The organism is Frigidibacter sp. MR17.14, from assembly GCF_037095735.1.
In the GTDB taxonomy this organism is placed as follows: domain Bacteria; phylum Pseudomonadota; class Alphaproteobacteria; order Rhodobacterales; family Rhodobacteraceae; genus Frigidibacter.
The window spans coordinates 23,578-37,716 of sequence record NZ_JBAWKD010000010.1 but is presented as its reverse complement, the minus strand read 5'-3'; the positions used below and the strand labels follow the sequence as shown (position 1 = coordinate 37,716).

At 67.7% G+C, this 14,139-nt stretch carries 11 protein-coding genes; 4 read left to right on the top strand and 7 right to left on the bottom strand.

Annotated features, from left to right (window positions below):
• Positions 1-54 precede the first annotated feature (54 nt).
• From V8J36_RS18725 to V8J36_RS18700, 6 genes are all read right to left on the bottom strand, one after another.
• The gene (locus V8J36_RS18725) at positions 55-639 is read right to left on the bottom strand and encodes a VPLPA-CTERM sorting domain-containing protein (RefSeq protein WP_336468844.1); all 585 of its coding nucleotides are present in this window, start codon (positions 637-639) and stop codon (positions 55-57) included.
• A gap of 313 nt (positions 640-952) precedes the next feature.
• Complete coding sequence (locus V8J36_RS18720; protein WP_336468843.1) at positions 953-1,630, bottom strand: rhomboid family intramembrane serine protease; 678 nt, start codon at positions 1,628-1,630, stop codon at positions 953-955.
• Between the two features lie 16 nt (positions 1,631-1,646).
• Positions 1,647-3,236 (bottom strand): VPLPA-CTERM-specific exosortase XrtD, encoded by a 1,590-nt coding sequence (gene xrtD / locus V8J36_RS18715; protein WP_336468842.1) that lies wholly within the window; start codon positions 3,234-3,236, stop codon positions 1,647-1,649.
• Between the two features lie 228 nt (positions 3,237-3,464).
• A complete protein-coding gene (locus tag V8J36_RS18710) occupies positions 3,465-4,832 on the bottom strand; it encodes a hypothetical protein (RefSeq protein WP_336468841.1) in 1,368 nt (455 codons plus the stop codon).
• An 83-nt stretch (positions 4,833-4,915) separates the two neighbouring features.
• Entirely contained in the window at positions 4,916-5,515 is a 600-nt protein-coding gene (locus V8J36_RS18705) for a polysaccharide biosynthesis/export family protein (protein ID WP_336468840.1), read from the bottom strand.
• A gap of 157 nt (positions 5,516-5,672) precedes the next feature.
• Entirely contained in the window at positions 5,673-8,219 is a 2,547-nt protein-coding gene (locus V8J36_RS18700; RefSeq protein ID WP_336468839.1) for a tetratricopeptide repeat protein, read from the bottom strand.
• Positions 8,220-8,573: 354 nt separating this feature from the next.
• Between V8J36_RS18700 and V8J36_RS18695 the strand changes: the two genes are divergently transcribed.
• Genes V8J36_RS18695 through V8J36_RS18685 form a run of 3 tightly spaced genes read left to right on the top strand, consistent with a single transcriptional unit; the run spans position 8,574 to position 11,834 of the window.
• Entirely contained in the window at positions 8,574-9,440 is an 867-nt protein-coding gene (locus V8J36_RS18695; protein WP_336468838.1) for an ExeA family protein, read from the top strand.
• Positions 9,437-10,969, top strand: a complete 1,533-nt coding sequence (locus V8J36_RS18690) for a GumC family protein (protein WP_336468837.1) — start codon at positions 9,437-9,439, stop codon at positions 10,967-10,969. The genes V8J36_RS18695 and V8J36_RS18690 overlap by 4 nt, the downstream gene beginning before the upstream one ends.
• 22 nt (positions 10,970-10,991) lie before the next feature.
• Positions 10,992-11,834 (top strand): CpsD/CapB family tyrosine-protein kinase, encoded by an 843-nt coding sequence (locus tag V8J36_RS18685; protein WP_336468836.1) that lies wholly within the window; start codon positions 10,992-10,994, stop codon positions 11,832-11,834.
• Between the two features lie 144 nt (positions 11,835-11,978).
• Here V8J36_RS18685 and V8J36_RS18680 read toward each other — a convergent pair whose 3' ends face one another.
• Positions 11,979-12,944, bottom strand: coding sequence for a glycosyltransferase family 2 protein (locus V8J36_RS18680; protein WP_336468835.1), 966 nt, complete (start codon positions 12,942-12,944; stop codon positions 11,979-11,981).
• A 202-nt stretch (positions 12,945-13,146) separates the two neighbouring features.
• Between V8J36_RS18680 and V8J36_RS18675 the strand changes: the two genes are divergently transcribed.
• Positions 13,147-14,121, top strand: coding sequence for a glycosyltransferase family 2 protein (locus V8J36_RS18675; RefSeq protein ID WP_336468834.1), 975 nt, complete (start codon positions 13,147-13,149; stop codon positions 14,119-14,121).
• Positions 14,122-14,139 lie beyond the last annotated feature (18 nt).

The following is a 14,139-nucleotide window of genomic DNA, read 5'->3' as shown; positions in this document are numbered from 1 at the left end:
AAAAGGCGCCGGTCTCCCGGCGCCTTTCCGATCCTGCGCACCGATCCGGACGGATCAGGCAGCTTTCTTGGCCTTGCGGCGGGCGGCGATGCCCAGACCGCCGAGGGCGGCGACCAGCAGCGGCGCAGCAGCCGGCAGCGGAACCGGGGCCACAGTGACGCTGGCGATGTCGAAGCCATCGGTGCTCGGACTCGAACCGGGGGTGGTGTCGAGGATTGCGAGCCAGGTGAAGACGCCCGACGTGAAGAGCGTCGCGCCCGTGACCGCCTCGGTGTTCGAGATCGAGCCCAGCAGCGTGTAGCTGCTCAGATCGGCATCGTAGGAAGTGCCGGCATAGACCTTGGCGGTCTCGGTATAGGCGCCCAGCCACTTGTCGACGAGATTGTAGGTGATCTCGGTGATGGTGATCGGGCCGGTGAAGCCGCCCGCGACGTTGAAGAAGGCGGCACCGCCCAGGCCGAGGGCCAGGAAATCGGCATCGCCGTCGTTCACGTTCGCCGCGGAATAGCGGGAGGGATCGGCACCGACACCGGCGCCAGGGATCCAAGTGGTCACGCTGGGGGAAACCGTCACGGCAGAGGCTGCCGAGGCGATGCCCAGGCCCAGCGTGAGGGCAAGAGTAGAAACAACAGTTTTCATCGTGATGAATTCCTTGGGGAGCACGCTGTCTTGAGGATAGGTCAGATTGCTGCGCCGGCAAACTGGAAAAGCCGCATTCACGCCGCATTTCGCAATTGCAGCATGCACCCCGCCTCCGAATTCCGCTCCTGTGGCCTGTTGGGCGTCGTCAGCACGGCAATTGAACACATATCCAGCCCAATGCCGATCACTCGCACCCTTTGTCGACATCAAGCTTAGGCGAGATCTTGCCGACAATGGTTATGGTTGACACGAAAATCGCAAGCTTGAGCGGTCCTGAAACACCCGCGGCGTGATTCCCACGGTTCCCGGGTCACCGCGCCGCGAGAAGCCGCGTGGCCAGCGCACCTGCCAGAAATCCTCCAAGATGTGTCTGCCAGGCCAATTGCCCGTGCATGGCCCAATACATCACCAGGTTCAGGGCAACGAGGATCCCCACGGGACCCGTCAGGGCCCGCAATCGCTCCGCGCGCGAGACACCGTCTTCCCGCAGATCGGCCTGAGCGCACTCGATCACGCCTCCTGCCAATCCAAACAGCGCCCCCGAGGCACCGACCATCGGGTCAAGCCCATGAGAGAGCAGCGCGAACCCCAATGCCCCCCCGAAAATCGACATGGCATAGGCCAGACTGAACCGCAGGGCACCAAGCCGGTCCACCAGCGGTCCGCCCAGCGACACCAGAGTGATCATGTTCGTCACAAGATGCATCAGGCCCGCATGCAGGAAGCCGTAGCTGAGAAACATGGCCCATCGCTGCCCGGTCCAGTTCTCGCGCCAGTTGCCCAGAAGGCCCGGCCAGAACGCCATGTTCTCGTAGGCGACGCGTCGCCATTCCGGGCTGCCCCAGAGGCCGAGATCCGCCCCCTCGAGCAGAAGTTCCGGTATGACAGATGCCATAACCAGCCCGACAAGGATCATCCACCGCAGACGGCTCGCGCCCCACGGCATGACACGGCGGGTCAGGCGCTGCCGGCGCTGTCCGGACGGCATCCTCGGCCCTCTCGTCTCAGAACGGCACGAAATTCGGCAGCGGCTTCAAGGCGTCGGCCATCATCCCCACCAGCCGGGCCTCGGCCGCAGCCTCGGTCTCGCCATCCCCGATCGGGGTGATGAAGCGCACCAGCGCCCCGTCGGTGCGCCCCTTGGTCAGACTGTCCTTCACGACCGCGAGCTTGGCGCTGAAGTCGTTCGTCATCCGCTGGCCGCGCTGTTCGAACCAGTAATACACCAGCTGACGAGACAACCCCTTCTGGATCACCGCGCGGTTCACCTCGAAGCTGCCGTAGGGGGTCTGCGGCAGATCGACCCGCTGCTTGGCCAAGCTGAAGATCTCCCAGCCGCCAGAGGGCAGGCAGACCTCGGGCGAATGGATGCCCTGCCCCTCGGTCTGGCGGTTGTAGAACGAGACCAGCATGTTGACGCTGCGCCCGCCCGGGGCGCTGTAATTGGCGTTCAGGTAGTCGTCCGCGGCCAGCACCCGCTCGATCTCGGGGTCGAAGCTGCTGGTGTAGCCCTGCCAGTCGCCGAACCGCATCGGGAAGAGCGCGAAGGACTCGCGCTGGACCGGTTCGGCCTCGCGGCCGGGGCCGATCGCCCAGGCGCCCGAGACCACGAGCGTCAGCAGCGCGATCGCCGCAAGCCCGCGCGAGGCCGGCAGCGCGAAGATCCGCGCGCAGATCGCTCCGAAGCCCTGGAAATCGAGGTCGATCACCTCGGACAGGGTCTTGCGGTCCCGGCCCAGCCGCTGCAGCGCGAGCGCGGTCACGAACAGGATGCCGATGCATCCGAGGAAGATCACCCAGCCTTCGAAGAAGTGCAGGAAGCCTTCGGCCTGGCCGATGCCGTAGCTGTTGACCAGCACCCCGATCACCCCGATCCGGAACGAGTTCATGAACACCGTCAGCGGCGCCGCCATCACGAAGAGCACGACCTTGTGCCAGAACGGCCCGCGGTAGAGGATCGCAAAGAGATAGGAGAAGCTCAGGATCGGGAACAGGTAGCGCAGCCCCGAACAGGCCTCGGCCACCTGCAGCTTGTAGACACCGAGGTCGATGATGTTGCCGTCGAGGAACACCGGCACGCCCGCCATCTGCACGAACCAGACCCCGAGCTCGGAGCTGACGCCCTGCAGGGCGATGGTCAGCTTCCAGTACAGGAACTGCGGCAGCGGCAGCATGAAGATCAGGTGGAAGACCGGCAGCATGTGGTGGCGGCCGCGGGCGAGACCGAAGATCGTCAGCACCACGCCCGCGAACCACAGGATCAGCGCGTAGGTGACGATGTCGGGGATCCGCGTCAGGTTGCCCAGCACCGCCAGCGCCAGCGCGAACACCGTCACCGCGATGCCCGCGCCGCGGTCGGACGGATGCGGGTTCGCGGGCGGCATCTGCCGCAACTCGCGGATGAAGAGATACAGCGAGATCAGCGGTATCAGCGGTCCATGGCTGTATTCCGGCGTCGACCAGGCCCGGGCGAGAGAGGCGAGGCCGATCCAGAAGATCGGCAGAGAGACCGCCATCAGCGCCAGGAACCAGAAGAACCCGGCCCGAAGGCCCAGAGGCCAGCCATCCAGGGTCAGGGTCTTGTCGGAGGCCATGGCACTGTCCTTTTCACTTTTCACCGCAGGCATCGGCACGGGCGCGACGCTACCCGAGCCCTGCGCCGCGGGCGAGCCGCAACGCGACACTGGCCCGAAAGTTCGCGCGACGGGATCACGAAACGGTCAGGCTGCCGGCATTGTCGCCACAGCGCTCACGATCGGCGCGCCGAAGGGCGACCGTCCTGCCCCCCCCGCCCCGGACAGGGCGCGGGGACAAAGACAGTCTCAGGGGCGCAGATCGAAGGTCTTGCCCAGGCTCAGGTAGACCGAGTTCGAATCCGCCGTGTCCGAAGCGTCGGAATCGTCGAGGAACCGGTGGACATAGCCCAGCGACATGTCGACATCGCGCACGATCTCGCGGTTCCAGGCCATGCGCAGGCTGGCCCGGGTGATGTCCCTGCCGTCGCCGCTGTTGTCGTCACGCTGGATCGAGGCGAGGCTCGCCCCGAGCGAGACAGAGTTCGCCTCGTTCAGGTCGTGGCGCCAGTTGAGCGAGCCCTGGGTGACCAACACGTCTTGGTTGTTGTCGTCGGTCCGCGACGAGCGGTCGAGAGCAAGGTCGATCGCGCCGCGCTTCAGCTCATGCGTCCAGTCGACATTGGCCACGAGACCGGGATCGCCGTTCTCGCCCTTGGTCGTGCCGAGGCTGATCCCAAACCTGCCGTTGTAAAGCTCGAACTGCCGGTCGAAGCGCAGCGTGTCGCGCGTGCCCGAGGTCGCCACCGACCGGCTGTAATCCGCGCCGACCGAGCCGGCGCGCAGCTCGCGCCGCACCCCGGCCCCCAGGGTGACGCCATCGGTGGTCGTGGTCTCCCGTTCGCCGTCCAGGGTCCGGGTGCTGTCGATCATGCGGTAACCGATCCGCCCCGACAGTGTCGTCGCCTTGTCGAGGGCAGTGCCCAGACCGAAGCTCAATGCCGTCGAGTCCCTCACCGTGCGCGACAGGTTCTCGGCCTCGTAGCGGCTTGCCTGCGCATCGACCGTGGCGGAGGTTACCGGGGTCAGATCCATCCGCAGCCGCGCGAAGGCCGCATCGGTATGGTTGTCGTAATAGCTCGTGCGGTTCGTGTCCTGATAGCTGGTCTCGCGACGGCTGGCACCGAGCGTCATCCCCATCGGCGTGCCGACGCCGAACTCGATCTGCGTGCCGAAGGTCAGCCGCTCGCGGGTGCCGGTGATCTGGCGCAGGCCCTGCTCGCCGGTCGCCTCGTCCTCGATCACGATCGGATCGGCCAGCGGATCGAGATAGCGCAGATCGGTCTGCCGCCAGCTCGCATCCACCGAAAACCGGCTGGTCGCCCCCGCGCGGTCATAGCCGAAGGCCAGCCGCGGGTCCTGGAACCCGTTGTCGCTGGCGTCGCCGGGCAGATCGGCCTGGCGGATGACCCCGGAGCCCGAGAAGGTCAGCTTCGAGAGCGCCGTCTCGATGCTGTAACCGAAGCCCAGATCAGTGTCCCAGATCGTCGAGGTTCCGGCGCTGTCGACGTCGAGCCCGAGATTGTCGTCGACCCGAAGCTCGGTGCCGACGGTGAAGCGCAGCGCGCTGCCGCCGGCGGTCGTCGCATCCTGGGCCTGGCCGCGAAGCGGCAGCACGATCAACCCTGCCAGGACCGGGGTAGCCAGAACCGCGGCCCACCGCATCGGCGACCGTTTGTCACGACCTCCCATGGCGGCCATCACTCGAAGAGGCCGCGCTCGGGAACGACGATCACGTCGCCCGCCTTCAGGGCCGTGGCGCCCGAGATCCCGCGCCCGCGCGCATAGTCGAAGACAAAGACCCGCTCGGCCCCGTTCTCGACGCGGCGCAGCTGCACCCGCTTGGTGGCGGCGAACTTGGTGAAACCGCCGACCTGGGCCAGCGCCTGAAGCAGGGTGATGCCGGGCGCTGCCTGCACCAGACCGGGGCGCGCGACTTCGCCCATCGCGTAGATGCCCATCGTCTCGATCGCGGCGGCGCCGCCTTGGCCGGCCTGCGCGAGGTTGGCGACCGTGACGAAGACGTTCGGGGGGGCCGCGAAGTTCGTCTCCAGCGCCGAGGTGATGCTGCCGCGCACCGCCGCCACGCTGCGCCCGGCGACCCGCACCGTGCCGACCAGCGGGAAGTTGACGGTGCCGTCAGGCAGCACAAGCGCGTTGCGGTTCAGCGACGGATCCTCGAGCACCTCGATGCGCAGCGTATCGCCCGGTTGGATGCCATAGGTCTGCGCCTCAACGGCCTTCGCGAGCCCCGCGATGGATAGCACAAGGGCGGTCAGGCCAATGATGAAATGTCGCATTCTCTTATCCACTGCCCGGTATTGGTTGCGTGCAACTTAGCCAGCGACCGCGAGGTCGCCAAGGGCCAGCCGCCTGGATCGGCCGCGAACGGCCGGTTTCTTCAGGAAAGATGCAGGGATGCCGCACCGGCCGGGGGCCATTGCGCGGCATTCCCCCCTATTGGCCGACCTTCGTTCCGGCCGCGGCCGGGGCGCCCGCCGCCGGCGCGGCCTCGAGCGCGGCGCGGGCTTCCGACAGGCGCGTCTCCATCGCCGGGTTCGAACCGGCGGGAATCAGTTGCGCTGCCCGGTCGTACTGGCCGCGGGCCTCGTCCGCCCGGCCGAGGGCGGCATAGACCTGGCCAAGGTGGAACTGCACCTGGGGATCGTTGCGCAGGCCCGCCGCAGCGGGTTCCAGCGCGGCCAGCGCCTCCTGCATGTCGCCGCGACGGAACGCGATCCAGCCGTAGGTGTCCTGGAAGGCCGGCATGGCAAGCCCCCGCAGGCGGCGGGCGATCGTATAGGCCCGGCTCAGGCTTTCATCGTCATTGCGCGCCGTCGTCAGCAGGCTCGCCAGGTTGTTGGCCACCACGATGTTGTCGCTGCGCTGATCGTAGAGCGCCTGGTAGATCGCGATGGCACCCTCGAGATCGCCGCGCGCCTCGAGCCAGGAGGCGCGCAGCATCTTCACGGTCGGATCCTCCCCGAGCGTCGCCTCGGCACGATCGAGCACCGCGCCCGCCGCGTCGAGATCGCCGCGCCGGGTCTGCACCGCCACCAGCGCCTGCCAGGCCGAAAGAAGCCGGGGCTGCGCCGCCACGACATCCTCAAGCAGGCCGGCGGCCTCTTGGTCCCGGCGCGCCAGCGACAGGACCGTCGCGCGCACGTATTTCGCCCCCGGATCGTCGGGAAGCTTCGCCATCAGCGCCTCGGACCGCGAGAGGGCGGCATCTAGCTTGCCGGCCACGATGTTGGCCTGGATCACGGCGGCTTCCGCGGCGAGGCTGCCTTCACCCTGTGCGGCTCCGCGTTCCGTCAGGAACTGGCTAAGATCTTCGGTCCGGTTCTGTCCGGCGAAGATCTGGGCCTGCAACTGGTCCGCCATCTCGCGCATCTGCTCGGGAGCAAGCTCACGAAGGCGGCTGACGTCCTGCTCGGCCCGGGCCCAGTCCTTCATCGCCACATGGGTGCGTCCCAGCGCGGCAAGCAGCTGCACATCCGCGGGCGCAAGCCGCAGCGCGTCGATCAGCACGTCCTCGGCCGAGCGGAGCTTCTTGTCCGAAAGCAGGAAGTTGGCGTAGCGCAACGAGGTCTCGGGTGCGCTCGAGGACAGCTCGACCGCACGCGCCAGCATCTCTGCCATCAGGTCGCGATTGCCCTCGCGCTCGTAGGCGCGGGCCATCAGCGTCATCAACTCGGGATCGCGCGGCGCCTGGCCCAGTGCGGCGCGCAGCACCACCAGCGCATCGCCGGTCTTGTCGTCGTCGATCAGCCAGTTGCCCTTGAGCTTCATGGCGTCGATGTTGGTGGCATCATGGGACAGGACGGTCTCGACCAGCTGGCGCGCGCCGACCTGATTGCCCAGCCCGACCTCCATCTTCGCCAGGCCGATCCGCAGACGATCGATCTGGGCCGCCGTGGTGCCGTCCCCCTCGGCCGCCTTGATGACGTCACGCATCTCGGTGACCGCCGCCGCGCGGTCTCCTTGCAGATAGCGCAGATTGGCGCGCTGGCCACGGAAGGTCGCGGCATTGGCGACAACGTCGGCCGGCAGGGGATCCTGCGCCAGAACGGTGTCGAGTTCGGCCAGCGCCGCCTTGCCGCCCCGCAGTTCCGCCAGGAACTGGACCAGCGTAATGCGCGGCTCGGGATCGGCCCCCGCCGCCGCGATGCGCGCGCGCAGCCAGGCTTCCGCATCATCGAGACGGCCCTCGCTGACATACCAGCGCAGCAGCGTCGCCTGCAGGGCGGTCTCATCGGGGAAATATGCGATCATCTCCTTCAGGCCGGTCTCGAAACCGACCTTGTCCCCCAGCTGCTGCAGCACGCCAAGCCGCATCTCGTAGAGACGGCGCAGCATCAGCCGGTCCTCGGCGCCCAAGGCCGCGGCATCAGACGGCATCGCCGCAAGTCCCGCCGCGATCTCGTCCCGTGCAGCCTCCCAGCGCTGCTGCGAGAGGTTCTCGGCGATCACGACCTGGCGCGCCAGGGCCAGATCCGGGGCGCCTCGCAGCAGGGTCACCGCAGCGGCGGCCGCCTCGGCCATGCCGGCACTGTCCTTTTTCTGCGCCGCCGCCGCGAAATCGACGGCGCGCACCGCTGCCTGCACCTCGGCCGGGGCTGCGGCCAGATCCGGGTGAATTCGACGCAGCACCCCGGCATAGCGCAGCCCTTCCTCGCCGCGACCGGTGGCCAGCGAGATTTCCGTCAGCGCGAGGGCGGCCGCGGGATCATCGGGATATTGCTCGGCCAGGCGCAGATACTGACCGTAGGCCTCCTTCAGATCCCCTCTCGCCCGCACCGTGCGCGCATAGAGCGCGCGGGCATCATGGTGCTGGCCATCGTAACGGAACACGTTGCGCAGCTCGACAAGGCCGCGATCGACATCGCCGCCATCGATCAGCTTCACGGCCGACTGGTAGTAGTTTTCCGCCTTCTCCTCGGTGGACTGGCAGGCCGACAGGGCCCCGACGAGCGTAAGCGCGAGAACGTACTTCTTCACCATGAATGACCTTCGCCGAGAGGAATGTGACGCCAGAGATAATCTGATGGATGCGACGCGGCAAATCCGATCGTCCCATTGTGCTGCGGGATGTATCAATTCCATGGCATGCTAGCACATTGTCGCCGGGCGCGCGTCGCCTGTCACGGCGAAATGCTGCGCTGCAACAGGAGGCCTGTTGCCTCGCATGGAACAAACTGGTCAACTTGCGCGGTATGTTCCCCGTGACGGCTCATCCGAACGGGCCTGCGGCGAATTTCTCGCTATTTTCTTTTGCCGAAACGAGGGCCCTTCTATCTCTATCAGCGATCCGACCTCCTGCGCCGGCCTTCGGGCCCATCGCGAAACGAGCCCTGCATGAACGCCCAGCCATTCTATGGCGACTTCTTCGGCCTTGCCGAACGCCCCTTCACCCTTTTGCCGGACCCGGGCTTCCTGTTCTGGTCCAAGCCGCACCAGCGTGCCTTCGCCATGCTCGAATACGGTCTGATGACCGGGGCACCGGTGACGCTGATCACCGGCGAGATCGGCGCCGGCAAGACCACGCTGCTGCAGGCTCTGCTGGCGCGGGTCGAGACTGACATCACCGTGGGGCTGATCTCGAACGCCCAAGGCGGGCGGGGCGAGCTGCTGCAGTGGGTTCTGCACGCCTTCGACATCCCCTCGTCGCCCGACACCCCCTATGTGCAGAACTTCCGCCTGCTGCAGAACTTCCTGATTGACGAATATGCCAACGGCCGGCGCTGCCTGCTGATCGTGGACGAGGCGCAGAACCTCTCGGTCGAGGGGCTCGAGGAAGTGCGGATGCTCACCAACATCAACACCAACAAGGACGAGCTGATCCAGCTGATCCTGGTGGGCCAGCCAGAGCTGCGCGATATCATCCGGGCACCAGAGATGCGCCAGCTCGCGCAGCGGGTCGCGGCGAGCTTCCACCTGCCGGCCATGGACCCCGAAACCGTCGCAGAGTACATCGCGCACCGGCTGCGCACCGCGGGCGGGCGCGGCGACGAGATCTCCCCCGGGATCGCCCTGCGCATCCATTCGCTGACCGGCGGTGTGCCCCGTCTGGTCAATCAGCTCTGCGACCTCGCTCTGACCTATGCCTGGGTCAGCGAACAGGCGCAGGTCACAGAAGAGACAATTGCCGCCGTTCTCGAGGACGGGGTATTCTTTGCCGCCGGGACCCATCCCGAGGCAGAGGGACATAAGGAGCGCCCGTGATCGATTTCCGCTATTATCTGTCGATCTTCCTGCGTCGGCTGCACTGGTTCATGCTGCTTGCCGGGCTCGGGATCGCCGCGGGCGTGACCCTCGCGCTGAGCCTGCCGCCCAGTTACGTCAGCAGCGTGCGTCTCTATGTGGAATCCTCGCAGATCCCCGGCGAGCTGGCGGCTCCGACGGTGAACGTTCCCGCCCGCCAGCGCCTGCAGATCCTGCAGTCCAACCTTCTCACCCGCGCCAATCTGCTCGACATCGCCAATCAGGTGAAGCCGTTCCCCGAGCAGGAGAAGATGTCCCCCGACGACATCCTCACCGCGATGCGCGACAAGACCACGATCGCGCTGGCCGGCGGCAGGAACGACGCCACGATGATGAACCTGTCCTTCGAGGCCGCTTCGGGGCAGCCGGCCGCAGCGGTGGTCAATGCCTATCTCGACCGGCTGCTGGCCGCGGACCAGGAAAACCGCACCTGGCGCGCCACGCAGACCCAGGAGTTCTTCCAGCAGGAGGTCACCCGCCTCGGGCAGGCGATGGATGACCAGAGTGCCAAGATCGTGGCCTTCAAGCAGGCCCATGCCGACGCCCTGCCCGACAGCGTCGACTTCCGCCGCAACCAGCAGGTCCAGCTGCAGGAACGCCTGAACCAGGCCGAGCGCGAGATGACCCTGCTGCAGGATCAGCGCAAGCGCATGGTCGAGGTCTTCGAAAGCACCGGCCGCGTCGAGGGCTACGAGGCCGCGAACCGCACCCCGGAACAGGTCGAGCTCGACAACTTGCGAAAGCAGCTTTCCGACGCGTTGCTGGTCTATTCGCCCAGCAACCCGCGCGTGCAGCTGCTGCAGCGCCGCATCGCGCAGATGCAGGAGCGCGCCACAGCCTCCACGGGGGAGACCGGGAACGACACCGGGCCGAAGTCGCTGATGGACGTCCAGCTCGCCGAGATCGACGGCCGCCTCGGCGCGCTCGAGACGCAGCGCACCGACGTGCAGCAGAAGATCGAGGAGCTGACCTCGAGCCTGCAGCGCACCTCGGCCAATGCCATCGCGCTCGAGGGGCTGCAGCGCGACTATTCGAACGTCCAGAACCAGTACAACCAGGCGACGCAGCGTCTTGCCTCGGCCAGTGCCGGCGAACGGATCGAGCTGCTGTCGCGCGGCCAGCGCGTGAGCGTGATCGAGCAGCCCTCGGTCCCGAACGCGCCGAGCAAACCGAACCGCGTGCTGATCGCGGGCGCCGGAAGCGCCGGGGGGATCATCGCCGGCCTCGCGCTGATCGTCCTGCTCGAAATTCTGAACACCACCGCCCGCCGCCCCAGCGACATCGTCCGGAAACTCGGCGTCACGCCGCTGGTGACGATCCCCTATATCCCGTCCCCGAACGAGATGGTCCGCCGCCAGGGCCTGCGGATCGCGGTGATGCTTGCGGTGATCATCGCGGTGCCGGTCGCGATCTACGCCGTGCATTCCCTCTACCAGCCGCTGGACCTCATCGCCGCAAGGCTGATGGACCGTTTCGGCATCCGCGGCTGAGCCGCCCCTCCAAGGAGACACCATGGAACGGCTTCAAGACGCCATTCACCGCGCCCGTCTGCAACGGAATAGCACCGCCGAGGCCGCCGCTCCCGACGCCGCCCCTAATATGGCCGCGGCGGGGGCCGCCACGGCGCGCCTGCCCGGCAGCGGCGGCTGGGCCGCGCTGCAACCGCTGGTCCGCACCAAGACCCCCTCGCGGCGCAGGTTCATGCCGGCGACCGAAGGCGGGCCTCAGGCGGCGCCCTTCGACATGTTGCGCACCCGGCTGACGCAGACCGCCCCCGCACAGGGCTGGAAGCGCATCGCCGTCGTGTCGGCCCAGGCCGGCGCCGGCAAGAGCACGATCACCGCCAACCTCGCCTTCGCGCTGAGCCGGCAGGACGACCTGCGCACCATCGCCCTCGATCTCGATCTGCGCCGCCCGCATCTGGCCCAGACCATCGGCGCCGAGCTTCCCGAAAACGGCATGGAAGAGGTGCTGCGCGGTCAGGTGCCCTTCGCGCAGCAGGCCCGCTGCCTGAACGGCAACCTCGCCTTCGGGCTCAATGCCAAGACCGCGCACCGCACCTCGGAGCTTCTGCAGAGCCAGCAGACGGCAGACACGCTGTCGCGCATCGAGGCCGAGTTCGCACCGAACTTCCTGCTCGTCGATCTACCGCCGGTCTTCGGCTCGGACGACACACTGGGCTTCCTGCGCCAGGTCGATGCCGCACTGATCGTGGCCGAAGCCGAGAAAACCCCGATCAAGCAGATCGATACCGTCGAGAAACAGGTGGCCGAGGTCACCAACGTGCTCGGGATCGTGCTGAACAAGTGCCGCTACGACGAAAGCGTCTACGGCTACTCCTACGGCTACTACTGAAGCGGAGGTCCGGGCTCCCCCGGACCTTGTGCCCCCCGCCCCGCAGGCCGGGGCACAGCCGCCGAAAGAGCTCGAGGCCACGCCTTAGGGAGCCACGCCGGCTGCGGCCCGGCCCCCGGCTGCGGCCCGCGTCAGCCACAGACCTCAGCCACGGGCGGGGGCGCGGTTCCAGCGCCCCGCCAGGGTCGCAGGATCGCCGCCGGCCAGCAACCAAGCCATCAGCCAGGCCCGATAGAGGCGGATCCGCACCAGGCCTGCGAAGGCCAGGGCCCGCGCCCGCGGCCCTCGGACGCGGTCGCTGGTCAGGATCCCGGGCAGTTCCCCCAGCGGCGACAGCGCCATCGCCACCATCCTGAGCGCCCATCCGATCCGGCCGAAGCGCCGGCTCCGCGCCTCGTGATAGAAATGGCCGGTGTGACGGTCCCACTTGCGGCGCAGCGCCGCCATGTCGGGACGTGCCGGATGGCGCACCAGCGCCTCGGGGCGGAAGCGGATCCGGTATCCCATCGCGGTGGCGCGTGCGCCCCAGTCGTTGTCCTCGGCCTTGTCGAGACCGGCGAAATCGCCGACCGTGGCCCAGGTCGCCGGCCGGGTGACCAGGTTGCAGGTCACGCTGAAGTTCTGCCTCTCGATGTACATCTGGTTGCGGAAGCCGAAGATGCTCTCATAGGCTTCGATCATCGTCGGGCGGGCGGGATCGGCACAGGCGATGCGCACGTCCCCGCCCAGGATCTCGACCCCGGGCTCGGCCAGCGCGCGTTCGGCCGCGGCAAGCCATCCGGCATCGGGCAGGCAGTCGGCATCGGTGAAGGCCAGGATCGTGCCCGTCGCCGCCCGCGCCCCGGTCGAGCGCGCGGGCCCGGGCCCGGGCGTGGGCTCGGCGATCAGCCGCACCTGCGGATGGCGCGCGCAGATCTCGACGGGCGGCATGACCGAGCCGTTGTCGACCACGATCACCTCGTCCGGCCGCCGGGTGCCGGCCATCACCGCCTGCAGGCAGGCGGCCAGCATCGCGGGCTGGTTGAGATGGGCGATGACGACCGAGATCCGCTCCGGCGGCGGCCCGGTCCGCCGATGGGACGGGGCGACAGGGTCTTGGGGATCTGGCATCGGGGGCTCCGCGTCTGGCCGGTGAAGAGTAGTGCGCCCCCCCGCCCCGGTCCAGCAACACTCCGTTCCCCGAGAAACATCGCCGCGCCGCGGCACGGTCAGTTGACGCCCCCCACCCCCCCCTCTACCTTCCCCCGCAATCCTCGCAGTCGGCAGCCTACAGGCGCCGTCGGCCGCGCGACCGGAATTCGAAGGACCCCGCATGGAAGCGCCGAGCGTCAGCCTCGTCATCCCCGTCTACAACCGCCCGGCCCTGATCACCGACTGCCTGAGAAGCCTCGCCCCGTCGTTGAACGAGCTTGTCGAGGTCATCGTCGTCGATGACGGCTCCACCGATGGCAAGACACCGCAGGCCGTCGAGGCAGCGATCTTGGCGGCAGGGGCCCCTGCAAAGATACGGCTCGTGCAGCAGAAGAACGCCGGGCCCGGAGCGGCCCGCAACACCGGAGCCGCCGCGGCGCGGGGCGAGTGGATAGCCTTTCTGGACAGCGACGACCTCTGGCTGCCCTGGTCGGGTCGGGCGCTGCGCGAGGCGATCCAACGCAACCCGCAGGCTGTGGTGATCTTCGGAAACGCCCGGCCCTTCGCCCGCATCGGTGAGGTCGCCGATTGGATCGAGGAAGCCGTGAGCGAGAAGCGCCATGACGACTTCTTCGCAGTGACCCGGATTAAGCCCAGGGTGATCAGGATCGGATCCGGTTATTTCGCGATCCGCCGCGAGACCTTCGCAGCCAGCACCGGTTTCGTCCCGGGCCTGCGCGGCTCAGAAGACACGGACCTGTTCTACCGCATTGCCTCCGCAGGCGGTTATGTCTCGCTGGAGTATCCCGCCCTTGTCGCCCGCCGCACAGGAGGGGACGACTCGCTCACGCTGAACATGTCGGCCCTGTCGGAGGGTCTCTTCTACCTGATGGACGGCCGCCGCGACGGCCGTTACGGGCCGATCCGTCCCGAGATGGACGCAGCCCTGGCCGATCTTCTGGCCTTCTGGATCCACGCGCTGTTCCGCGGCGGCTGGGGCCGCGAGGGCTATGACCTGCTGCTGCGCCAGGGCGGCTTCGGCATCATGATGCGCAACGGTCAGCGCCGGGCGGCGCTGAAGCTGATCGCCGTGCCGCTGCTGAGCCTGATCCGGCCGCGCAACTACAGCTTCAGCTGGCGCCCGCGCGTCAGTTGATCCGCATCTCGGGATCAT